Origin of the sequence: Xanthobacter autotrophicus, assembly GCF_030015065.1 — a bacterium.
GTDB classification, from domain to species: Bacteria; Pseudomonadota; Alphaproteobacteria; order Rhizobiales; family Xanthobacteraceae; genus Xanthobacter; species Xanthobacter autotrophicus_D.
In genome coordinates this window covers 1-20,750 of the sequence record NZ_JAIVFN010000067.1, presented here as the reverse complement: position 1 = coordinate 20,750, position 20,750 = coordinate 1, and the positions used below count along the sequence as shown (strand labels likewise).

Annotated in this window: 22 protein-coding genes and 1 riboswitch; of the genes, 11 read left to right on the top strand and 11 right to left on the bottom strand. The window is 69.7% G+C overall.

Annotated elements, in window-relative coordinates:
• Positions 1-208: 208 nt before the first annotated feature.
• From K9U40_RS14210 to thiO, 6 genes are all read right to left on the bottom strand, one after another.
• Entirely contained in the window at positions 209-958 is a 750-nt protein-coding gene (locus K9U40_RS14210; protein ID WP_282890826.1) for a carbonic anhydrase, read from the bottom strand.
• Between the two features lie 175 nt (positions 959-1,133).
• A complete protein-coding gene (locus tag K9U40_RS14205; protein ID WP_282890825.1) occupies positions 1,134-2,786 on the bottom strand; it encodes an FAD-dependent monooxygenase in 1,653 nt (550 codons plus the stop codon).
• A gap of 64 nt (positions 2,787-2,850) precedes the next feature.
• Entirely contained in the window at positions 2,851-3,492 is a 642-nt protein-coding gene (locus tag K9U40_RS14200; RefSeq protein ID WP_282890824.1) for a thiamine phosphate synthase, read from the bottom strand.
• Between the two features lie 7 nt (positions 3,493-3,499).
• Positions 3,500-4,291 carry a thiazole synthase gene (locus K9U40_RS14195; protein WP_282890823.1) on the bottom strand — a complete coding sequence of 264 codons (792 nt, stop codon included), beginning with the start codon at positions 4,289-4,291 and terminating at the stop codon, positions 3,500-3,502.
• Positions 4,292-4,400: 109 nt separating this feature from the next.
• Positions 4,401-4,610 carry a sulfur carrier protein ThiS gene (gene thiS, locus K9U40_RS14190; protein ID WP_282890822.1) on the bottom strand — a complete coding sequence of 70 codons (210 nt, stop codon included), beginning with the start codon at positions 4,608-4,610 and terminating at the stop codon, positions 4,401-4,403.
• Positions 4,611-4,615: 5 nt separating this feature from the next.
• Positions 4,616-5,821, bottom strand: coding sequence for a glycine oxidase ThiO (gene thiO / locus K9U40_RS14185; RefSeq protein WP_282890821.1), 1,206 nt, complete (start codon positions 5,819-5,821; stop codon positions 4,616-4,618).
• Positions 5,810-5,909, bottom strand: a riboswitch (TPP riboswitch). Its footprint overlaps the gene before it by 12 nt.
• A gap of 104 nt (positions 5,910-6,013) precedes the next feature.
• On the opposite strand from thiO, the gene K9U40_RS14180 reads away from it, so the two are divergent.
• The 5 genes from K9U40_RS14180 (at position 6,014) to K9U40_RS14160 (ending at position 9,003) form a co-directional block, all read left to right on the top strand.
• The gene (locus tag K9U40_RS14180) at positions 6,014-6,637 is read left to right on the top strand and encodes a glutathione S-transferase family protein (protein ID WP_282890820.1); all 624 of its coding nucleotides are present in this window, start codon (positions 6,014-6,016) and stop codon (positions 6,635-6,637) included.
• Positions 6,638-6,702: 65 nt separating this feature from the next.
• Complete coding sequence (locus K9U40_RS14175; RefSeq protein ID WP_282890819.1) at positions 6,703-7,143, top strand: NUDIX domain-containing protein; 441 nt, start codon at positions 6,703-6,705, stop codon at positions 7,141-7,143.
• Positions 7,144-7,318: 175 nt separating this feature from the next.
• A complete protein-coding gene (sppA, locus tag K9U40_RS14170; protein ID WP_282890818.1) occupies positions 7,319-8,290 on the top strand; it encodes a signal peptide peptidase SppA in 972 nt (323 codons plus the stop codon).
• Positions 8,291-8,391: 101 nt separating this feature from the next.
• Entirely contained in the window at positions 8,392-8,676 is a 285-nt protein-coding gene (gene ihfB / locus K9U40_RS14165; protein ID WP_012114247.1) for an integration host factor subunit beta, read from the top strand.
• Positions 8,677-8,682: 6 nt separating this feature from the next.
• Complete coding sequence (locus K9U40_RS14160) at positions 8,683-9,003, top strand: lipopolysaccharide assembly protein LapA domain-containing protein (protein WP_282890817.1); 321 nt, start codon at positions 8,683-8,685, stop codon at positions 9,001-9,003.
• 33 nt (positions 9,004-9,036) lie between these two features.
• Here K9U40_RS14160 and cysW read toward each other — a convergent pair whose 3' ends face one another.
• From cysW to K9U40_RS14145, 3 genes are all read right to left on the bottom strand, one after another.
• The gene (gene cysW / locus K9U40_RS14155) at positions 9,037-9,909 is read right to left on the bottom strand and encodes a sulfate ABC transporter permease subunit CysW (protein ID WP_282890816.1); all 873 of its coding nucleotides are present in this window, start codon (positions 9,907-9,909) and stop codon (positions 9,037-9,039) included.
• 1 nt (position 9,910) lies between these two features.
• Positions 9,911-10,777 carry a sulfate ABC transporter permease subunit CysT gene (gene cysT / locus K9U40_RS14150; RefSeq protein WP_282890815.1) on the bottom strand — a complete coding sequence of 289 codons (867 nt, stop codon included), beginning with the start codon at positions 10,775-10,777 and terminating at the stop codon, positions 9,911-9,913.
• A 217-nt stretch (positions 10,778-10,994) separates the two neighbouring features.
• The gene (locus K9U40_RS14145; RefSeq protein ID WP_282890814.1) at positions 10,995-11,330 is read right to left on the bottom strand and encodes a hypothetical protein; all 336 of its coding nucleotides are present in this window, start codon (positions 11,328-11,330) and stop codon (positions 10,995-10,997) included.
• Positions 11,331-11,565: 235 nt separating this feature from the next.
• Between K9U40_RS14145 and K9U40_RS14140 the strand changes: the two genes are divergently transcribed.
• A complete protein-coding gene (locus tag K9U40_RS14140; RefSeq protein ID WP_282890813.1) occupies positions 11,566-12,600 on the top strand; it encodes an aspartate-semialdehyde dehydrogenase in 1,035 nt (344 codons plus the stop codon).
• Positions 12,601-12,684: 84 nt separating this feature from the next.
• Here K9U40_RS14140 and K9U40_RS14135 read toward each other — a convergent pair whose 3' ends face one another.
• Positions 12,685-13,602 carry a DMT family transporter gene (locus K9U40_RS14135; protein WP_282890812.1) on the bottom strand — a complete coding sequence of 306 codons (918 nt, stop codon included), beginning with the start codon at positions 13,600-13,602 and terminating at the stop codon, positions 12,685-12,687.
• A gap of 414 nt (positions 13,603-14,016) precedes the next feature.
• On the opposite strand from K9U40_RS14135, the gene K9U40_RS14130 reads away from it, so the two are divergent.
• On the top strand, positions 14,017-14,229 hold the full coding sequence (locus tag K9U40_RS14130; RefSeq protein ID WP_282890811.1) for a Trm112 family protein: 213 nt from the start codon (positions 14,017-14,019) through the stop codon (positions 14,227-14,229).
• Positions 14,230-14,305: 76 nt separating this feature from the next.
• On the opposite strand, the gene K9U40_RS14125 is transcribed toward K9U40_RS14130, so the two are convergent.
• Positions 14,306-15,562, bottom strand: a complete 1,257-nt coding sequence (locus K9U40_RS14125) for a ubiquinone biosynthesis hydroxylase (protein ID WP_282890831.1) — start codon at positions 15,560-15,562, stop codon at positions 14,306-14,308.
• A gap of 252 nt (positions 15,563-15,814) precedes the next feature.
• Between K9U40_RS14125 and tesB the strand changes: the two genes are divergently transcribed.
• The 4 genes from tesB to K9U40_RS14105 form a co-directional block, all read left to right on the top strand.
• Positions 15,815-16,687: an acyl-CoA thioesterase II gene (gene tesB / locus K9U40_RS14120; protein WP_282890810.1), complete on the top strand. Its 873-nt coding sequence runs from the start codon at positions 15,815-15,817 to the stop codon at positions 16,685-16,687.
• A 316-nt stretch (positions 16,688-17,003) separates the two neighbouring features.
• Positions 17,004-17,342, top strand: coding sequence for a P-II family nitrogen regulator (locus K9U40_RS14115; protein WP_012114237.1), 339 nt, complete (start codon positions 17,004-17,006; stop codon positions 17,340-17,342).
• 29 nt (positions 17,343-17,371) lie between these two features.
• Positions 17,372-18,868: an ammonium transporter gene (locus tag K9U40_RS14110; RefSeq protein ID WP_282890809.1), complete on the top strand. Its 1,497-nt coding sequence runs from the start codon at positions 17,372-17,374 to the stop codon at positions 18,866-18,868.
• A gap of 376 nt (positions 18,869-19,244) precedes the next feature.
• Positions 19,245-20,750: class I tRNA ligase family protein (locus tag K9U40_RS14105; protein WP_282890808.1), on the top strand; the 1,506-nt coding region annotated here is incomplete at its 3' end.

Genomic DNA, 20,750 nt, shown 5'->3' with positions numbered 1-20,750 from the left:
CGATCGGCAGGAATGGAAAGGGCCGGCGCGCTGCGCCGGCCCTTTTCTGTTGCGCTAGAGCACGCGCTGATCAGATTGCGTCGCAAGCTGATCGGATAACGCGTTCTCTCTCGTCAGGTTAGAGCACGCGCCGATCAGCTGGCGCCGCGCGAACTTGGCCGGAGGGCTTGGCCGGAGGCCGACGCGTGCCGATCACCGGCCGCCGGGATCAGTTGAGGCGCAGCAGGAAGCGCCGGTTCACGGCCTGCAGCGGCCGGGCGTTCATGGGGAAGATGGCGCGGAAGGCGGCGATGTCGGCCTCGCTCACCTCGATGGGCGTGGCGAAGACGTTCCAGTCCACCACCTCCGAGCAGGGCGGCGTGGTCAGCGAGCCCTCGTAGCGATAGGTGGCCCGCTCCGCCGGGAGGAACACCGAGGGATCGAGCGGTGCCTTGAGCGGCGTGGCGCCCGCGCTCACGGGCGCCGTCTTCATCACCTCAGCGAAGCCGGCATTGGCCTTGCCCGCCTTCATGAAGAGGCCCACCACGAGCAGGTTGCCATCGGGCGCGTCATGGACGAAATGCGCCTCCATGGCGGTGCGCTCGCCGTTCAGGGCATGCTCGCTCGGCGCGTGGAAGTGAAACTGGCGCAGGCTGTAGGTCTTGCCGCCCATGGTGGCCGTTCCCGCATCCCCCACCACGTCGGCCTGGATGGTGTGGCCGTTGTTGACGATCTTGAAGGCGTTGGGCTTCCAGGCCAGCGTCGGCCCCTCGCCCGCGGCCTGCACGGCGCCTTCCAGGTTGATGGGCGACTGCTGGCTGCCGACCGCGCAAGCCTGGAAGCCGCTTTCCAGCGAACCCCATTCCTGCGGGCCGCCGTGGCCCTCATAGGTCCAGTGCGCGCCCGCCGCGTGCGCGGCGCCGGCGCAGACCGGGCACGAGACGAGGCCCGCAAGCAAAGTGCGACGTGTAACGGCCATGGCGTTGCCCCCCTTTGGCATCCGAATTTCATCGGTGGCCGAAAGTTAGAACACGGGCCACGGGAATGGAAAGGCTTCCGCTGCCTTTTCGATGGTCAATCGCGCTCGAACGCTTGGCCTGGAACCGGATGCACCCTGCTGAATACCCAAGAATACGCACCGCCCGTGCGTGAAACTACCCCGCTCCCACCACCCGCCGCAGGGCGACATCCGCCTCCGCCGCATTGCCGCGCCAGGCGAGGTAGCCGTCGGGGCGCACCAGCACCGCCTCGCCCGCGGCGAGCCCGTAGGCAGCGGCGAAAGCGCCGGCGCCGTCCTCCACAAGGCTCACCCCGCAGGGATCGGCAAGGCCGGACCCCGCCGGCGCCACCGCCACCACCCGGATCGGCAGGCCGCCGCCGGCCAGCACCGCGCCAAGGGCCTCCGCCGCAGCAAGGCCGTCCGGCGTCCCGTCCAATGCGGCGACCGCCACGAAGTCCGTGCCGCGCAGCAGGTCGAACATCCGGAACGGCGTCCCGACGCCCCGGCGCATCAGGCCCGGCGCATCCGGCGCCCGGTCTCCCGCCACCGGGAGACGGTCGCCCGGCAGCCCTTCTGGCGCGCCCGCCCCGCCCGCCAGCGCCGCGCCGGCAAGGCCCGCATAAGACACCCGGATCTGGGTATCGGCGAGCCGGTCGCGGGCACCACCGGAGGCGCCGATATTGACGCTCTCGGCGACAGTGCGGGCGATCACGTCCTGCGCCACCGGCCGGCGCTCGGCCTCGTAGCTGTCGAGCAGCGCGGCGGGTGCCCTGCCCCGCAGCACCAGCGCCAGCTTCCAGGCGAGGTTGTAGGCATCCTGGATGCCGGTGTTCATCCCCTGCCCGCCGGTGGGCGGATGGATGTGGCAGGCGTCGCCCGCCAGGAACACCTGCCCGGCGCGATAGCGCGCCGCCAGCCGCATGGAGATGCGGAACCGGGACGACCAGCGCAGGTCGCCGGCGACGATCTGCCCCGGCGCGATGCGGTCGGCCACCTCCTGGAGGTCCGCGAGCGAGGGCCCCGGCCGCTCGGACTGGATGCCGTGGGCTTCGGTGCTCCCCGCATCGCCCGATCCCGCCCCGGCAAGGCTCTCCGGCGCCAGCATGGAGACCCGGTAGCGCCCGTGCTCCGGCAGCGGGATGGCGATGAACATGTCGGGCGCCGTATCCTCGCGCAGGCGCATGAGGCGCAGGGCGATGCCGCGCGCCGGCTTCAGATCGCCGGGAAAGGCAAGATGCACGTCGCCCAGCATGAAGGGATAGGGAAAGGCCTCCCCCTCGAACGGGATGCCCAAAGCGTGGCGCACGAAACTGTGGGCGCCGTCGCATCCCACCACGAAGCGGGCATGGGCGAAATCCTCCCGCCCGTCCGGCCCGGCGAGGTCGAGCCGCACTTTCTCCCCCGCCTGCACGAGGGCGTTGACCGCGACGCCCCGCTCCACACCGATGCCGAAGCCGGCAAGATGCTCCGCCAGGATGCGTTCGGTCACGGGCTGGGGGATGCCGAGGGCGCCATAGGGCAGATCCGAGAGATCGGTGGCGATGGTCCGGGCCGGCGCCCCGTCCACCGCCACGCAGAGCCCGTCGAGCCAGAGGCCGGCGTCGATCATGGCGCGGACGACGCCCATGTCCTCATAGACTTCCAGGGTCCGGGGCGTGACGCCCAGCGCGCGGCAGTAGATGGACGGGGCGGCGGCCTTCTCCAGGATGCGACAGCGCACCTTGTGGCGCGCCAGCTCCGCCGCCAGCGAGAGCCCCACCGGGCCGGCGCCGACCACGATCACATCCGCCGAATCCTGCCGCACCATGCCCGCCTCCCCCGTTTTGGGCAGGGTTCAGCTTTTGGCCCGCCCATGCAAGGCCGCGTCGGGGTCAGACGCGCTCGCCCTCGGGGGCCTTGCTGCCCCAGGCTGCAAGGAGGGCCGCAAATTCGGCGGCCGGATCCTCCGCCCGCATCACCGAGCCCATGACGGCAAGGCCCGCGGCCCCGACGTCGCGACAGGCGGCGGCGTTGGCGGGCGCGATGCCCGCAAGGGCGATCACCGGGACGGGAGAGACGGCAGCGAAGGCGGCCAGTCCCGCCGTCCCCAGCGCCGGGCCGTAGCCGGGTTTGGACGCGGTGAGAAAGACCGGACTTGCGGTGATGTAGTCGAGGCTGGCCCGATCGGCGGCTTGCGCCTCGGCCAAAGTGTGGATGGAGAGCCCCACCAGCGCATCCGGGCCCAGCAGCGCCCTCGCTTCACCCGCATGCCCGCCGCCGGGCAGGTGCACCCCGTCCGCGCCGGCGGCGTGCGCCAGTTCAGTCGGGCCGTGGAGCGTCAGGCGGGGGCGGAAGGCGCGTGTCGCTTCCCGAAGGTGCGCAAACAGGGCGATCTGCTCCGCCGCCGGCAGGTCCTTCTCCCTGAGGCTGATCCAGCGGCATCCGCCGGCGCAGGCCTCCACCGCCACCTGCGCGAGATCACCCCGCGCCAGTGTGCGATCGGTGATCAGCAGCAGCGACGGCTCGGGCAGCACGCGGCGCTCAGCTCCCCACCAGCCCGAACTCGGGGCTGGACGCCTCCGCGTGCAGCTTCTTCGGAATGCGGCCCGACAGGCGAGCGAGGCGGCCGCCCTCTACGGCGTGGCGGAAGGCGGTGGCCATGCGCACCGGATCGTGCGCCTTCGACACCGCCGTGTTGAGCAGCACGGCGGCGCAGCCCAGCTCCATGGCCAACGCCGCGTCGGAGGCGGTGCCAATGCCGGCGTCCAGCACCACCGGCACCGGCGAGCGGGCGCAGATCAGCTCGATCATGTGCGGGTTGGCGATGCCGAGCCCGGTGCCGATCATGGAGCCGAGCGGCATCACGGTGGCGGCGCCGAGATCGGCCAGCTTCTGGCAGGTGACGGGATCGTCGTTGCAATAGGGCAGCACCACGAAGCCACGCGACACCAGCTCCTCGGTGGCCTTCAGCAGCTCCTCCACGTTGGGATAGAGCAGTTCGCGGTCGCCGATCACCTCCAGCTTCACCCAGTCCGTCTCCAGCGCCTCACGGGCCAGCTCGGCGGTGAGCACGGCATCCTTGGCGGTCTGGCAGCCGGCGGTGTTGGGCAGGATGTGGACGCGGCCGGAGATGAGGTCGGTCAGGCTCTCCTCGTAGCCGGCAAGGCTGATGCGGCGGATGGAGGCGGTGGCCATCTCAGACCCCGACGCCTCCAGCGCATCGAGGAAGACCTTCTGGTTGGGATAGCCCGCCGTGCCGAGGAACAGCCGCGAGGAGAAGGTGCGCCCGGCGATGACGAGCGGGTCTTTCTGGGAATCGGAAAAGGCACTCATGGTGATGCTTCCCGGCGCCGCCATGGGGCGCCTCTTGGAGTTTCGTCCCGGCGTCGTCCGGCGACGCCTGTTGTTATGGCCGGGCGGTCGAGGCGGTCAGCCGCCCTGCTCAGCCACCTTGCTTGGCCTCGATGATCTCCACCGCGTCGCCCGCGGCAAGCGGAGCCTCGGCCCAAATGCGGCGCGGCACCACGGCGCCGTTCACCGCCACCGCGATGCCCTTGCGCGCGGGGTCGAGGCCCTTGGCGCGCAGCAGGTCGGCGACCGTCGCCGCCTGATGGTCCTCGGGCGCGCCGTTCACCTTGAGAGCGAGGGTCATCGCGCTCACTCCGCCGCCGCGCGCGGGGCGAAGCGCGCCGCGCCGAACGGCGCCGCCACGCCCGCCATGCGGCCCGACAGGACATAATCGGCGATGACCTGCGTGGTCACCGGCAACAGCAGGATGCCGTTGCGGTGGTGGCCGGTGGCATGGATGAGGCCGTCCACCTCCTCGCTCGGGCCGAGGATGGGGGCATCGTCCCGGCTGCCGGGGCGGAAACCGACCCATTGCTCGAGGATGGTCAGTTCCTCCAGCGTGGGTAGGGCGCGCCACGCATTGGTGAGCAGCGCCAGCTGTCCGCCGGCGGTGAGGTCGGTGTCGAAGCCTTTCTCCTCGGTGGTGGCGCCAATGATGAGGCGGCCATCGTGGCGCGGCACCAGATAGGCCCCCGGCGCCCACAGCACATGGGAGAGGATGGGCGCAGCGGGGTCCATGCGCAGCGCCAGCATCTGGCCCTTGATGGGCCGCACCGGCAGCGGCGCGGCGGGGGCGATGTCGATGCCGCGGCTCCAGGCCCCGGCGGCCAGCACCACCACATCGGCCGGATAGAGCGTCTCGCCCGCCACCAGGCCGGTGACGCGGCCGCCGGTGGTCTCCACCCGCGCGACCGGGGTGTGCTCGTGGATGCGCACGCCCGCCTTCAGCGCCGCCACCTTGAGGGCGGCGGCCACCTTGCGGTTGTCCACCTGATGGTCCTCAAGGGTCAGGATGCCACCGGCGAGCTTGGGCGAGAGATAGGGCTCGCGCCGCCGCACCTGCGCCGCCGTGAGCCATTCCACCGGCAGGCCGAGGGACTGCTGGAGGGCGAACAGGTGCCGCAGCCGTGCGAGGTCGTCGGCGGTGAGGGCGATGGTGAGGGTGCCTTCGGTGCGCAGGTCCACCGGCGAACCGGCCGCCTGCTCCAGCTCCGCGGCAAACGCCGGCCACAGCACCTGGCTGGCGCGGTTGAGGGCAAGCAGGCTCTCCTCTCCCGGCTCCGCCTCGGCGCAGGCGGCGAGCATGCCAGCGGCGGCGCGGCTCGCGCCCTGGCCGGTTTCCCCCGCCTCGAAAACATCCACCGGGCAGCCCGCCTGGGCGAGCCGCCACGCAATGGCGAGGCCGATGACCCCGCCGCCCGCGATGGCGACGCGCGGACGCGCCGATGACGGACCGGCGGCTGCCGAGCCGGCTGAGGAAGAAGGTGACGTGAAGGTCGACAAGCTGGCGCTCATCGGCATCTCCCTACGCTGGAATGACCCAGACAGGTTCGATGGGTGTGATCTCAGCCGCGCATGATGCGTGGCACCCCAGGCCGTTCTGGTATTATCCATGCCTGAGCCGGGATCGCAAGGCCCCGCACGGGGGACTCGACGCTCACATTTGTTCCCTGTATGTTCCTGATCGGTCACGGGGAGGGAACCGGGATGAAGCTTTATTGGGCGCCGCACACACGAGCCTTCCGCATCCTCTGGCTGATGGAGGAGACCGGCGCGCCCTATGAGCGGGCGCTGGTGGACATCCGCGCCGGCGCCCAGGACGATCCCGCCTTCCGGCGCATCAATCCCATGGGCAAGGTGCCGGCATTGAGTGACGGCGACGCCCACCTCGCCGAAAGTGGCGCCATCTGCGCCTATGTGGCGGAACGCCTTCCGGAGGCCGGCCTCGCGCCGCCCGTGGGCGATCCGCTCCGGGCGCGCTACCTTTATTGGATGTTCTTTTCCGCCGGCTGCATGGAGCCGGCCTTCCTGCAGAAGATGAAGGGCATCGAGCTGCCCAAGTCCGCCGCCGGCTGGGGCAGCTTCGATCTCGTCATGGAGGTGGTGGACGAGGCGCTGAAGGACGGCCCCTATCTGCTCGGCGACGTCTTCTCCGCCGCCGACGTGATGCTGGCCATGGACCTGTGGTACGCCATCAACCTGCTCAAGGTGGTCGCGCCCGCACCCCGGATGGCGGCCTATGTGGCGCGCTGCACCGCCCGCCCCGCCTTCCAGCGGGCTGAAGCCATCGAGGCGGCGGAGCTGGCGGCCCGGGCAGTGGCCGCCGGATAGAGCCACCGGCACCCCTGCGCGCGAAACGCGAGGCGCGCGGCCCCCGCATCGGCTATGCTTAGATCATGCTTCCGCTCTTCCATTTCGTCCGGCGCCTGCGTCACGGCATGACGCTGGGGGTGCGCGTGCTCGCCGTGGATGACGCGGAGCGGGTGCTGCTGGTGCGGCATTCCTACGTGGCGGGCTGGCACCTGCCGGGGGGCGGCGTCGATGTGGGCGAGAGCGCGGAAGATGCGGCGCGGCGCGAACTGAAGGAAGAGGCCAATGTGGAGGCCGACGGGCCGCTCGCTCTGGCCGGCGTCTTCTTCAATCCCCGCGTGGGCGGCCGCGACCATGTGGTGCTGTTCCGCACAAGCGGGCTCATCATCGGCCCCCGGCCGGCGCGCAACATGGAGATCGTCGCCGCCGAGTTCTTTGCGCCCGACGCCCTGCCGGAGGACCTTTCGCCCGCCACGGCGCGGCGTGTGGCCGAATGGCGCGGCGCGACGGCGAGCGATCGCTGGTGAGGGTCCCGCCGGCCCGGCGACGACGGGGCGCCCCGCCGCAGGAGCCGGTTGCCGAACGCGGGGTGGGCCGCAAGGCGGCGCCAAGGTGCCTTGCCAACCCCTGGCCACCTGCTTAAGTGCGACCCATCGGTCCTGTCCGCCTCCGGCGGCCAGAGCGCCTTGAAGGAGCTGAGTCATGTCGATCGACGCCGACCAGATCGTCGAACGCCGCCGCCTGCGGCGGAAGGTTACCTTCTGGCGCACCCTCGGCGTGCTCGCCGCCGTCGCTGCCATTGCGGTGGGCGTGGCCTCCGTGGCGGGCGATGGCGTGTCGGCGGCCTCGCCCCATGTGGCGCGGGTCACCATCGGCGGCCTCATCCGCAACGACCGGGCGCGGGTCGAGCTGCTGGAGGAGATCGGGCGCTCGCGGGCGCGGGCGGTGATTCTCTCCATCGACAGCCCCGGCGGCACGGTCACCGGGTCCGAGCAATTGTTCGACGCCCTGCGCCGCCTCTCCGAGAAGAAGCCGGTGGTGGCGGTGGTGGAAGGCATCGCCGCCTCGGGCGCCTATATCGCGGCGCTGGGCGCGGACCACATCGTGGCGCGGCGCAACGCGCTGGTGGGCTCGGTGGGCGTCATCTACCAGTATCCCAACGTCACCGAGCTTCTGAAGACGGTGGGCGTGACCATGGAGGACATCAAGTCCTCGCCCCTCAAGGCCTCGCCGAATCCCTACACCCCGACCTCGCCCGAGGCGCGGGCGGCGGTCGATTCGCTGGTGAAGGACAGCTACGCCTGGTTCAGGGGCCTGGTGAGCGAGCGCCGCAAGCTCTCCGACGACAAGCTCGCCACGGTGACCGACGGGCGCGTCTTCACCGGCCATCAGGGTCTCGGCCTGCAGCTGGTGGATGAATTGGGCGACGAGCGCACCGCCCGGGCGTGGCTCGCCCGCGAGAAAGGCGTGCCGGAAAACGTCCGGGTGCGCAGCTGGCGCACGCGGGAGGTCGGCGACGAGTTCGGCTGGCTGCTCGGCGCCATGCGTGGCGCGGTCGCGGCGCTGGGCTTCCCGCAGGCGGCCATGTTCCTCACCGAGACCGCCCGCGGCGCACTGGAGCGCACCCAGCTTGACGGTCTCCTGGCCCTCTGGCACCCTCGCGCTGACGGGTGACAAGGGCTTGAGCCTTCTGCAATAAACGCGGCAATCCGTCGCCGGGAGGCAGCTTGTCCGCCGAACCCAGCGGATCGCTCTCGAGGGGAAATGCGGCCATCATGATCAAGTCCGAGCTCGTCCAGAAGATCGCCGAGGCCAACCCGCACCTCTACCAGCGGGATGTGGAGAACATCGTCAACGCCATCCTGGAGCAGGTGGCCTCCGCGCTGGAGCGCGGCGACCGGGTGGAACTGCGCGGTTTCGGCGCCTTCTCGGTGAAGAAGCGCGATGCCCGTGTGGGCCGCAATCCGCGCACCGGCAAGCAGGTGGACGTGAGCGAGAAGACCGTTCCCTATTTCAAGACCGGCAAGGAGATGCGCGAGCGTCTCAACACCGGAAAGTAGGCGCCCGTGACCCGCTTCCTCTCCATCCTCATCGGCCTGCCGCTTTCCATCGTGGCGGTGGCCCTCGCCGTGGCGAACCGCAAGAGCGTCACCTTGTCCCTCGACCCGTTCTCGCCGGATGCCCCCGCGCTCTCGGTGACGCTGCCTTTGTTCGCGCTGGTGTTCGCCGCGCTGATCGCGGGCGTGCTCGCCGGCGGCATCGTGGTTTGGGCGCGGCAGGGCCGCTTCCGCCGCGCGGCCCGCGAAGCCCGGCGCGAGCTGAAGCGGGCCGCGCCCGCCCAGCAGCCGTCCTCCACTGCCCTCGGCCTGCCGGCGCCGCGCGGCTGAGGTCGGCACCACCCGTTCCCGACGACGCTTCCGTCAGTGCCCCGGCCGCCGCGCCGGGACACGCTCCTCGCGCGCCCGCTCGGCCCGCTCGATGAGATATTTCGCCACCAGCGTGAACAGCGCCACGCCCGCCAGGACCGTGGCCGCGGCGAAGGCGGCGACGGTGTGGCTGTCCTGGTAGAGCAGCTCGATCTGCAACGGCAGGGTCGAGGTCTGCCCGCGGATATTGCCGGACACCACGGAGACCGCGCCGAACTCGCCCATCACCCGCGCGTTGCACAAAGCCGCGCCGTAGAGCAAGGCGAAGCGCACGTTGGGCAGGGTGACGAGGCGCAGCACGTCGAAGCCGTGCGCGCCCAGGCTCACCGCCGCCTCTTCCTCGTCGCGGCCCTGCGCCATCATCAGCGGCACCAGCTCGCGCACCACGAACGGCGCGGTGACGAACAGGCTGGCGAGGATGATGGCCGGCACCGCGAACATGATCTTGATGTCGTGCGCCTGCAGGAACGGGCCGAACAGCCCCTGCCCGCCATAGACGAACAGATAGGCGACGCCGGCCACGATGGGCGAGATGGAGAAGGGCAGCTCCACCATCGCCAGCAGCAGGTTGCGGCCGGGAAAGCTGAACTTGGTGACCGCCCAGGCCGCCGCGATTCCGAAGCCGACGTTCACCGGCACGCAGACCAGGGCTGTGACGACGGTGAGGCCGATGGCGTGCAACGTATCCGGCCGCGCCAGCGCCTCGGCATAGGCGCCGAAGCCGCGCGCGAATGCCTCGGAGAAGATCACCGCCAGCGGCGCGATGAGAGCCACAGCCGTGGTGGCGAGCACCAGGGCGAGCAGCACCGCGCGCGTGCGCGGACCATCGCCCACGCGGCGGCGGGTGCGGTTGACCGGGGGCGCCATCTCAGCCCTCCCCCAGCGCGCTGCGCTGGTGCCAAGCCTGCACGGCATTGACCACGAGCAGCATCAGGAAGGCGAACCCCAGCATGGTCACCGCGATGGCCGCGGCGGCCGCATAGTCGTATTCCTCCAGCCGGATGAAGGTGAGCAGGGCCACGATCTCGGTGCGGAAGGGCTGGTTGCCGGCGATGAACACCACCGCGCCGAACTCTCCCAGCGAGCGCGCAAAGGCGAGCGAGGTGCCGGCCAGGAAGGCCGGGAACAAAGTGGGGAAAATCACCTTGCGGAATGTGGTGAGGTCCGAGGCGCCCAGCGTCACCGCCGCCTCCTCCAGCTCGGGCTCCATGTCCTCCAGCACCGGCTGCACCGTGCGCACCACGAACGGGATGGAGGTGAAGGCCATGGCGCAGACGATCCCCGCCGGGGCATAGGCCACCTGGATGCCCCATTGCGCCAGCGGCGCGCCGAACCAGCCGTTCTTCGCGAACAAGGCGGTGAGCGCGAGGCCCGCCACCGCCGTCGGCAGGGCGAAGGGCACATCCACCATGGCATCGAGCAGGCGCTTGCCGGGAAACTCGTAGCGCACCAGCACCCAGGCGAGGCCGAGGCCGTAGACCGCATTGAACAGGGCGGCGATGGCGGCGGTGGTGAGGGTCACCTGGAACGACGCGAGCGTGCGCGGCGACGTGATGATGGCGATATAGCCCCAGAACCCCACGTCCGCCGCCTTGAGCAGCAGCGCCCCGATAGGCAGCAGCACGATGAGGCCGAGATAGAGCAGCGTCACCCCCAGAGCCAGGCGGAAGCCGGGAATGACGCTGCGCGGGGCGTGGCCGGCCCCGGCCGGAAACGCGAAACGAAGGCGGGGCATGAACGCGGCCCTGTCGGCTCGTGGAGCCGGGTTCAGACGGAGGTGCGGCCTTGCCGCGAACGAGAGGTCGTTATGGCGCGACGCGGCCGCAATGTCATTGCGTTGCAGGAGAAAAAATATCCCACGTAATATGAGTGTAATTCATAGGCACAAAAAAGGGCCGCGGCGTGCGGCCCTCCCGGATGCAGCCCCTTTCGCGAATACGCGCGGGGCGGGCTCAGTAGCCCGGCAGGTCGAACGGACCCGGCAGCGGCGAGCGGATGCCGCTGATGGGGCCGGTGCCGGAGGCACCGCCGCCGTCATAGGTCGGGTAGAACCAGCCGGGCGGCAGGGCATAATCCAGATAGGACTTGGAGCCCGGCTTCACCACTGTGCCCGGATCCAGGTAGGAGCGCCGGGTGATCTCGATGCGGCTGCGCTTCGTCACGCTGGTCTGCGCCGATGCGCTGTCCGCCGAAACGACACTGGCGACGCCCGTCAGCGCCACCGCGGACGTCACCGCGAGCGCCAGCCGGAACGCCGCGGCGATGGTGATGTACGGCGCGACACGCATGACAACCTCCCGAAACGGCACAGCCGCCGCCCCTGCCTGAATTAGGATACTCCCGCCCTTCGCGCAAGGAAACGCGACGGCACCAAGGCATGTTCCCCGAGCGTCGGGCGCGGCGCGTTGCGCTGGCGCAACAGTCCGCCTGCCGCCCTCGCGGAATCTTCGATTTGCAAGCGCGTGCCGTTCGGCCTAAAACCCCCGTTCCGGCCAAGAGGGCCGGCAGATCCCGAGGAATATCATGGGTTACAAGGTCGCCGTCCTCGGCGCCACGGGCAACGTGGGCCGGGAGATCCTCTCGATCCTCGCCGAGCGGGGCTTCCCCGCGGACGAGGTTGTTGCACTCGCCTCGCGCAAGTCGCAGGGCGTCGAGGTGTCCTACGGCGACAAAACCCTGAAGGTGAAGGCGCTCGAGACCTATGACTTCTCCGACACCGACATCTGCCTGATGTCGGCGGGCGGTTCCGTGTCGAAGGAGTGGTCGCCGAAGATCGGCGCGCAGGGCTGCGTCGTCATCGACAATTCGTCCCAGTGGCGCATGGATCCGGACGTACCGCTGATCGTGCCCGAGGTGAATGCGGACGACATCGTCGGCTTCACCAAGAAGAACATCATCGCCAACCCCAATTGCTCCACGGCGCAGCTGGTGGTGGCGCTGAAGCCGCTGCACGAGGCCGCCACCATCAAGCGCGTGGTGGTCTCCACCTACCAGTCCGTCTCCGGCGCCGGCAAGGACGCCATGGACGAGCTGTTCACCCAGACCCGGGCCATCTTCGTCTCCGATCCGGTGGAGCCGAAGAAGTTCCCCAAGCGCATCGCCTTCAACCTCATTCCCCAGATCGACGTCTTCCTCGACGACGGCTCGACCAAGGAAGAGTGGAAGATGGTGGCCGAGACCAAGAAGATCCTGGATCCGAAGATCAAGCTCACGGCCACCTGCGTGCGCGTGCCGGTGTTCATCTCCCACTCGGAAGCGGTGAACGTCGAGTTCGAGAAGGAGCTTTCCGCCGAGGACGCGCGCAAGATCCTGCGCGAGGCCCCGGGCATCCTCGTCATCGACACCCGCGAGCCGGGCGGCTACGCCACCCCGCACGAGGCCGCCGGCGAGGATGCCACCTACATCTCGCGCCTGCGCGACGATCCCACGGTGGAGAACGGCATCAACTTCTGGTGCGTCTCGGACAACCTCCGCAAGGGCGCGGCGCTCAACGCGGTGCAGATCGCCGAGGTGCTGGTGAACCGCAAGCTCATCACCGCCCGCTCCAAGGCGGCCTGAGCGCATCTGCGCTTTCAGACAAGACTTTGAGCGGCCCTCTTCGGAGGGCCGTTTTCGTTTTCGCCGCTGTCGGACGCGGCCGCTTCAGGCCCGATCGGCGGCAGCCGCCGGCGTCCGCCGCCGTCCCGCCCTCTGGGCCAGCGCCACCACCACCGCCACGGCGAGGGCGAAGAGCAACGTCTCGGCGTCGGGCCGCTCGCCATTGATGGGCCAGGCGAGGCCCACGGTGACGAAGGTCTGGAGCAGTTGCATCTGCCCCACCCGCGCGATGCCGCCCAGCGCCAGCCCGGCATTCCAGAAGAAGAAGCCGATGAACTGGCTGAACAGGCCGAGATAGGCCAGCGCCGCCCACGATTCCCCCGTGACCGCCCGCCCCCATGGAAAGGTGAGGAGCGCCGCCGGCACCGTGACCGGCAGGGCGAGGATGAGCATGAAGGCAATCACCTCCCAGCCCGCCATCCGCCGGGCGAGGCGCCCCGAGACCGCATAGCCGGCGGCGCAGATCACCACGGCGAGGAAGAGCAGCGTGTCACCGGTACCGAGCCCGCCCGCTGCCCCGTTGCGCAGGGCGAAGGCCGCCACCAGCCCCGCCCCGACAGCGCTCGCCGCGAACAGGCCGAGGCCGGGGCGCTCCCCGGCGAGCACGGTGGCGGCAATGGCCGTGCACAGGGGCAGGAGGCCGAGCACGATGCCGCCATGGGCCGCCGGGACGGTCTGCGTGGCGATCCCGATGAGGATGGGAAAGCCGAACACCAGGGCAAGCGTGGCCAGCAGCAGGTCGCGACGGGTCTCGCGGGCGCCGAACGGCCACGGCCGGCGCAGGACGAGGACCACCGCAAGCGCGCAGATCCCCGCCAGCGCGGCGCGGCCGAAGCTGATGAACCACGGGCTGAGGTCGGCGAGGGCGAGCCGCGTCATGGGCAGCGTTGCGCCGAACATGACCACGGCCACGAAGCCGAGGAGAAGCCCCAGGGACGATTGGCGGTGCGGGCGACGGTCCATGGATGCCTTGCGGTGGTGTATTTCGGGCGGGCGCAGTCGGGGCGGGCGGTCGTCGCCCGCGGCGGATCCCCCGAGGGCGCCGGCCTGCGGCCGGTGCCGGGAGGGTTTCGCCATGCCGCGTGGGCTTGACCAAAGGCCGGCGAGTGACGCTCACCGGCCTTTGGTCTTAGGCGACCCGCCGCCCCGGCGACAACGAATCCGGCTGATGGCTGCATCAGCACGCCTGATGGATGGGCCCAGATTGGGGATGAAACGCCGGCCCGCCCCCGCTATGGTGGCGCCGCCCCATCGCGGGCGCCCTGCGCAGCCTCGCGTTTCTTCGTGAGGCAAGCCCGCGCCGGGCTGGTGTCCAACGCGTTTTCTCCGCGCGGGCTGGTCTGCGCCTCGCCTGGAAACGCCCTGATGAGTGACGCGATGATCCAAGCCCAGCGCCCCGGCCACGACGTGGACCCGAAGCTGCTCGAAATCCTGGTCTGCCCCCTCACCAAGGCGCCGCTGGAATATGACCGCGAGCGACAGGAACTGATCTCGCGCGCCGCGCGCCTCGCCTATCCCATCCGCGACGGCATCCCGATCATGCTGGCCGACGAGGCCCGCAAGCTCGACGAGAGCGAGCTTTCCCGCTGAGGGGCCCCGCTCCCGCCTGATCAGGAAGGAGGCCGGCTCGCCGCCGGCCGGCTTCGCCCGGGCAGATTCCTCGACCCTACAGCGCCTCGCCGCGCAGCAGCTTCGGCACCGCGCCGGTGAGGCCCGCCGCGTCGCGGATGAACAGGCCCTTGAGGCGCGGCATGCGGTCCACCAGCCCGAGGCCGAGGTCGCGCACCGCCCGCAGCGCGTCGGAATGGTTGGAGAACAGGCGGTTCAGCCCGTCCGTCGCCACGCCCATGGCCAGGGTGTCGAACCGCCGCCAGCGCTGGTAGCGCTCCAGCACCGCCGGACCGGCGAAGTCGAGCCCGACCCGCGCGGCGTCCGTCACCGCTTCCGCCAGTGCCGCCACGTCGCGCAGGCCCATATTGAGTCCCTGCCCGGCGATGGGGTGGATGAGATGGGCAGCATCCCCCACCAGAGCAAGGCGCTCGCCGATGAAGGTCCGCGCCATGGCGAAGCCCAGAGGATAGGCGCGGGGCTTGGTCACCGGCTTCACCCAGCCGAGCCGGTGGCCGAAGCGCTGCTCCAGTTCCTCCTGGAAGACCATGGCCGGCAGCGCCACGATGCGGTCGGCATCCTGCGTGCGCTCGGTCCATACGATGGAGGATCGGTTGCCCGGCAGGGGCAGGATGGCGAACGGGCCGGCGGGCAGGAAATGCTCCTCCGCCCGGCCCTCGTGGGGCCGCTCATGCTCCACCGCGAAGGTGATGCCGCTCTGGCCATAGCCCCAGGCCACGTTGGCGATGCCGGCCATGCCACGGATGCGCGATCGGGCGCCGTCGCAGCCGACCAGCAGCTGTGCCTTGAGCGGCGGCGCGCCGGCGGCCGAAAGGGTCACGCCCGACCGATCGGTGGAAAAGTCGTCCACCGCCTGGGCGCGCAGGTCGATGCCGGCGGAGCGCGCCGCATCTATGAGGGCATATTGCAGGTCGGCATTGGGCACCATGTGGGCGAAGGCCTCGCCCGGCTCCACATCGCCGTCGAAGGTGAGGAAGGTGGGGCGCGCCACGTCCTTGGTGCGGCTGTCGGTGACCACCATGGCCGTGATGGGCTGCGCCTTGGCCCCCACATGCTGCCACACGCCGAGGGTGGTGAGCATGCGCCGCGCGCCGGCGGCGATGGCCGAGCAGCGGCCGTCATCCACCGTGGCATGGGACAGATAGGGGTCGAACAGGACGATGTCGGCATCCGGCCCGAGACCCTGGCGCAAGGCGAGGGCGAGGCTGAGGCCGGCAAGCCCGCCCCCCACGATGGCCACATCCGCCCGCGCCGCGGTCGCCGCGGCGGCAAAGCCGGCTCCGGCCTGGGGCATCCCGGTTTGGGGCTCGGACATGTTCAGCCCGGTCATCGCTTCACTCCCTGAACCTGTTTTTCCGGCGGACCCGCCCGGCCGGCGCCGCCCATTATCCGTTCCACGTATCCACTCCCCCGGCCGTGTCCCGCCCTATAGGGAAGGCCCCTGACGCAAAGGGACTTGACGCGATCCGCGCAAGCATGGCGTGTTCGGACACCATCCCATCCCTCCGGAGCGCGCCGCGCGCCGGCCTTCAGCGAGCCAAGCCCTATGACCGGATCGCCGTCCGACGTGGATACGCTTTTGGGCATCCTCGACCTCGAACCCCTTGAGATCAACCTGTTCCGCGGTCGCACCGTCACCCCGGACGGGGGCCGGGTGTTCGGCGGGCAGGTGGTGGCGCAGGCGCTGGTGGCGGCGCGGCGCACGGTGGAGGCCGAACGCGTCACCCATTCCCTGCACGGCTACTTCCTCCTGGGCGGCGATCCGCGCATCCCCATCATCTACGACGTGGACCGCATCCGCGACGGGCGCTCCTTCACCACCCGCCGCGTGGTGGCGATCCAGCACGGGCAGGCCATCTTCAGCATGGCCGTCTCGTTCCAGGTGGTGGAGGAAGGCCTGCACCATCAGGGCACCATGCCCGCCGTGCCGGCGCCGGAGGACCTGCCGTCCGACGATGCCTGGCGCGAGAAGCTGATGGCGCGCTTTCCCGGCGCCGGAAAGCGCGACTGGATGGCGCTGCGGCCACTGGAGGTGAAGCCCACCTCCCTCGACCCCGCCTATCTCGGCGCGCCGGGTGCCCGGCCCAGCATGTGGCTGCGCGCGCGCGGCCCGCTGCCGGACGATCTGCCCACGCATCAGGCGGTGCTTGCCTATGCTTCAGACCTCGCGCTGCTTCAGGCTGCACTGCTGCCGCATGGAAAGTCGGTGTTCGACCGCGACATGCAGGTGGCGAGCCTCGACCATGCCCTGTGGTTCCACCGTCCATTCCGGGCCGACGACTGGCTGCTCTATGTCCAGGAGAGCCCCGCCGCCTCCGGCGCGCGCGGCTTCTGCCGCGGCGAACTGTTCACGCGCGACGGCACGCTGGTGGCTTCGGCGGCACAGGAAGGCCTGATCCGGCCCGTCAGCCCACGTTGAATGCGCGGAAATGGTATCATACGACTTTTACCTTGTGGCCACACAGGCTTTATGACTACTTTCACGCCATAAAGAACAATAACTAGGCAATAAAAGCGGCAAGTCGGCGGCAAACCGGCGGCCTGACCTTGCGTGGCCTAAAAATAGGCACGCCCGACCCGCCACCCTCCTTGCTTGGCACGGTACTTGATTCCCTTCGCGCAGGCTTGCCAGCCGCGGCGCGGATCTCCCCGACCCGCTCGGCGAAGCCGCCGCGAGAAAACAACCGGAATGCGTCATTTGCGGCGCATCGGCATCAGGGGACAGGGACCGATCCATGAAGATCGTCATGGCCATCATCAAGCCATTCAAGCTGGAGGAGGTGCGCGACGCCCTCACCGGTATCGGTGTGCACGGTCTGACCGTGACCGAGGTGAAGGGATACGGCCGTCAGAAGGGCCACACCGAGATCTATCGCGGCGCCGAATACGCCGTGAGCTTCCTGCCGAAGCTCAAGATCGAGGTCGCGGTGTCCGCCGACCAGGTCTCCAAGGTGGTCGAAGCCATCACCGCCTCCGCCAAGACCGGCCAGATCGGCGACGGAAAGATTTTCGTCCTGCCGATCGAGCACGCCGTGCGCATCCGCACGGGCGAGACCGACGCCGACGCGCTTTGAGCCTTTCTCATTCGACGGAGCTTTCATCCATGACGTTCAAGACGTGGTCCCGCGTGGGGCTTCCCGCGCTTCTTCTGGCGACGGCGGTTGCCGCGCCGGTGCTGGCCCAGACGGCCGCGCCGGCGGCCGACGCCACGACGACCGCAGCAGCAGCCGCTGCCGCACCGACCGTAAACAAGGGCGACGTGGCGTGGATGCTCGTGTCCGCCATGGTCGTGCTGATGATGTCCCTGCCCGGCCTCGCGCTGTTCTACGGCGGCCTTGTGCGCGCCAAGAACATGCTCTCCCTGCTGATGCAGGTGGGCTATTGCGTGGCCATCGTCGGCCTCATCTGGGTGCTCTACGGCTACTCCCTCGCCTTCACCGGCGGCTCCCCCTTCATCGGCGGCTTCTCCAAGGCCTTCCTGAACGGCGTGACGCTCGAGAGCCTCGCGGCCACCTTCTCGGTGGGCGTGGCCATCCCCGAGATCGTCTACATCGCCTTCCAGATGACCTTCGCCATGATCACCCCCGCTTTGATCTTCGGCGCGTTCGCTGAGCGCACCAAGTTCTCGGCCGTGGTGCTGTTCGTGCCGCTGTGGGTCACGTTCGTGTACTTCCCCATGGCCCACATGGTCTGGTACTGGGCCGGCCCGGATGCGATCGACGCCGCCGCCAAGGCTGTCGCCGCTGCCGCTGACGGCGCCGCCAAGACCGCCGCGCAGGGTGCCCTCGACACCGTGCTCGCTGATGCCGGCTACATCTTCTCCATGGGCGCCATCGACTTCGCCGGCGGCACCGTGGTGCACATCAATGCCGGCATCGCCGGCCTCGTGGCCTGCATCATCGTGGGCAAGCGCCTCGGCTACGGCAAGGAAGCGCTTTCCCCCCACTCGCTGACGCTCACCATGGTCGGCGCCTCCCTCCTGTGGGTCGGCTGGTTCGGCTTCAACGCCGGCTCCAACCTGGAGGCGAACGCGCTCACCGGCCTCGCCATGATGAACACCTTCATCGCCACTTGCGCCGCGGCGATCTCCTGGATGTTCATCGAGTGGCTGGTGAAGGGCAAGCCCTCCATGCTGGGCCTCGCCTCGGGCCTCGTCGCCGGCCTCGTGGCCGTGACGCCGGCCGCCGGCTTCTCGTCCATCATGGGCTCGCTGGTGCTCGGCCTCGTCGTCAGCCCGATCTGCTTCATCTTCTGCACGGCCATCAAGAACGCGCTCGGCTATGACGACGCGCTCGACGTGTTCGGCGTGCACGGCGTGGGCGGCATCGTGGGCGCCATCGCCACCGGCATCCTGGTGAGCCCGGCGCTCGGCGGCACCGGCATCTTCGACTACACCACCGGCGCCGTCGCCTCCTACGACATGGCCACCCAGGTCATGGCGCAGGTCAAGGGCGTCCTGGTCACCGTCGTGTGGTCGTCGGTCGGCACTGCGGTGATCCTGTTCATCATCTCCGTGGTCGTCGGCCTGCGTCCCACCACCGACGTGGAGCGCGAGGGTCTCGACATCAACGAGCACGGCGAGCGCGCCTACCACTCGTGATGCGCCCGGGGCGGCCGTGTGCCGCCCCGGCCCCCACGACCGGCCTGTGAGCGGGCCGGTCGGATGGGTCTCAAGGTTTAACGAGGGGAACAACAAGAACGCCCCGGCACCTCGGTGCCGGGGTCTTTTTTTGCCCGCCGCGCGGCTGGAGGGCGGGCGAAGGGCCGCTGCGCCCATCTGCGGGCTTTCCGCCGCTCCGGGCGCCTGCTAGAAGCCGGACCATGCGCGGATCTCATCCCTTCGGCGGGGCCCTGCCCCGTCCCGGCGCGCCGCTTCCGGCGCGAATTATCGGCCCGGCCCCCCGCCGGCGCGCCTGAGCGCGCGGGGGCTGCCGGGTTCGTCCGCCTGATCCGACATTTCATCCCCCGAGCGTTCCATGACCGACACGACCTCGTCCGACACGACCTCGTCCGAAGCCCCTGCGGCCGACGCCCCGGACTATTCCAAGACCCTGCTTCTGCCCGAGACCGGCTTTCCCATGCGCGCCGGGCTGCCGAAGCTGGAGCCGGAACTGCTCGCCCGCTGGGCGCGCACCGGCCTCTACGGCCGCCTGCGCGAACAGGGCCGCGGCCGCGCCCGCTTCGTGCTGCACGACGGCCCGCCCTATGCCAACGGCAACATCCATATCGGCCACGCGCTCAACAAGATCCTCAAGGACGTGGTGACGCGCTCCCAGCAGATGCTGGGCTACGATTCCAACTACGTGCCCGGCTGGGACTGCCACGGCCTGCCCATCGAGTGGAAGATCGAGGAAGACAATTACCGCAAGAAGGGCAAGGTGAAGCCTGACTTCACGGATGCCGCCGCCATGGTGGCCTTCCGCCAGGAATGCCGCGCCTATGCCGAGCATTGGCTTTCCGAGCAGCGCAAGGAATTCAAGCGCCTCGGCGTGGAAGGCGACTGGGACCACCCCTACACCACAATGGCGTTTGCGGCGGAAGCCCAGATCGCCCGCGAGATCATGAAGTTCGCCGAGAACGGCCTGCTGTACCGTGGCTCGAAGCCCGTGATGTGGTCGGTGGTGGAGAAGACCGCCCTCGCCGAAGCCGAGGTGGAGTATCAGGATTTCACCAGCGACACGGTGTGGGTGAAGTTTCCGGTAAACAGCCCTCACCTCGCCGTCACTGGTCACGGGATCGCTCAACATCTTTGGGCACATCCTAGCGACATTCGGTCGGCCTCAGTCGTCATCTGGACCACCACGCCCTGGACCCTGCCGGGCAACCGCGCCATCTCCTATTCGTCCAAGATCTCCTATGGCCTTTACGAGGTCACCGACGCCCCGGCGGACAACTGGGCGAAGACCGGCGACAGGCTCATCCTCGCCGACAAGCTGGCGGACGATGTGTTCAAGCAGGCCCGCGTCACCGCCTTCGCGCGGCTCGGCGACGTGCCAGCCGACACGCTCGCCAACCTCATCTGCTCCCACCCCCTCGCCGCCCTCGGCTACACCTTCGACGTCCCCCTGCTCGACGGCGATCATGTCACCGACGATGCCGGGACCGGCTTCGTCCACACGGCCCCCGGCCACGGCCGCGAGGACTTCGAGATCTGGACCCACCACCGCCGCTGGCTGGAAGAGCGCGGCATCAGCCCCGCCATCCCCTACACGGTGGACGCGGACTCCTTCTACACGGCGCAGGCCCCCGGCTTCGAGGGCCGCCGCGTCATCACCGAGAAGGGCGAGAAGGGCGATGCCAACCCGGCCGTCATCGACGCCCTGATCGCCCAAGGCAACCTCTTGGCCCGCGGGCGGGTGAAGCACCAGTATCCGCACTCGTGGCGCTCCAAGAAGCCGGTGATCTTCCGCAACACGCCGCAATGGTTCATTGCCATGGACCAGGACATCCCGCCCCAATCCCCTCTCCCGCTTGTGGGGGAG

Bases quoted from the DNA above. Each gene is read 5' to 3' on its own strand.
- K9U40_RS14210 (WP_282890826.1), bottom strand. From the start codon at position 958: ATGGCCGTTACACGTCGCACTTTGCTTGCGGGCCTCGTCTCGTGCCCG.
- K9U40_RS14205 (WP_282890825.1), bottom strand. From the start codon at position 2,786: ATGGTGCGGCAGGATTCGGCGGATGTGATCGTGGTCGGCGCCGGCCCG.
- K9U40_RS14195 (WP_282890823.1), bottom strand. From the start codon at position 4,291: ATGAGTGCCTTTTCCGATTCCCAGAAAGACCCGCTCGTCATCGCCGGG.
- thiS (WP_282890822.1), bottom strand. From the start codon at position 4,610: ATGACCCTCGCTCTCAAGGTGAACGGCGCGCCCGAGGACCATCAGGCG.
- thiO (WP_282890821.1), bottom strand. From the start codon at position 5,821: ATGAGCGCCAGCTTGTCGACCTTCACGTCACCTTCTTCCTCAGCCGGC.
- K9U40_RS14180 (WP_282890820.1), top strand. From the start codon at position 6,014: ATGAAGCTTTATTGGGCGCCGCACACACGAGCCTTCCGCATCCTCTGG.
- K9U40_RS14175 (WP_282890819.1), top strand. From the start codon at position 6,703: ATGCTTCCGCTCTTCCATTTCGTCCGGCGCCTGCGTCACGGCATGACG.
- sppA (WP_282890818.1), top strand. From the start codon at position 7,319: ATGTCGATCGACGCCGACCAGATCGTCGAACGCCGCCGCCTGCGGCGG.
- ihfB (WP_012114247.1), top strand. From the start codon at position 8,392: ATGATCAAGTCCGAGCTCGTCCAGAAGATCGCCGAGGCCAACCCGCAC.
- cysW (WP_282890816.1), bottom strand. From the start codon at position 9,909: ATGGCGCCCCCGGTCAACCGCACCCGCCGCCGCGTGGGCGATGGTCCG.
- cysT (WP_282890815.1), bottom strand. From the start codon at position 10,777: ATGCCCCGCCTTCGTTTCGCGTTTCCGGCCGGGGCCGGCCACGCCCCG.
- K9U40_RS14145 (WP_282890814.1), bottom strand. From the start codon at position 11,330: ATGCGTGTCGCGCCGTACATCACCATCGCCGCGGCGTTCCGGCTGGCG.
- K9U40_RS14140 (WP_282890813.1), top strand. From the start codon at position 11,566: ATGGGTTACAAGGTCGCCGTCCTCGGCGCCACGGGCAACGTGGGCCGG.
- K9U40_RS14135 (WP_282890812.1), bottom strand. From the start codon at position 13,602: ATGGACCGTCGCCCGCACCGCCAATCGTCCCTGGGGCTTCTCCTCGGC.
- K9U40_RS14130 (WP_282890811.1), top strand. From the start codon at position 14,017: ATGATCCAAGCCCAGCGCCCCGGCCACGACGTGGACCCGAAGCTGCTC.
- K9U40_RS14125 (WP_282890831.1), bottom strand. From the start codon at position 15,562: ATGCCCCAGGCCGGAGCCGGCTTTGCCGCCGCGGCGACCGCGGCGCGG.
- tesB (WP_282890810.1), top strand. From the start codon at position 15,815: ATGACCGGATCGCCGTCCGACGTGGATACGCTTTTGGGCATCCTCGAC.
- K9U40_RS14115 (WP_012114237.1), top strand. From the start codon at position 17,004: ATGAAGATCGTCATGGCCATCATCAAGCCATTCAAGCTGGAGGAGGTG.
- K9U40_RS14110 (WP_282890809.1), top strand. From the start codon at position 17,372: ATGACGTTCAAGACGTGGTCCCGCGTGGGGCTTCCCGCGCTTCTTCTG.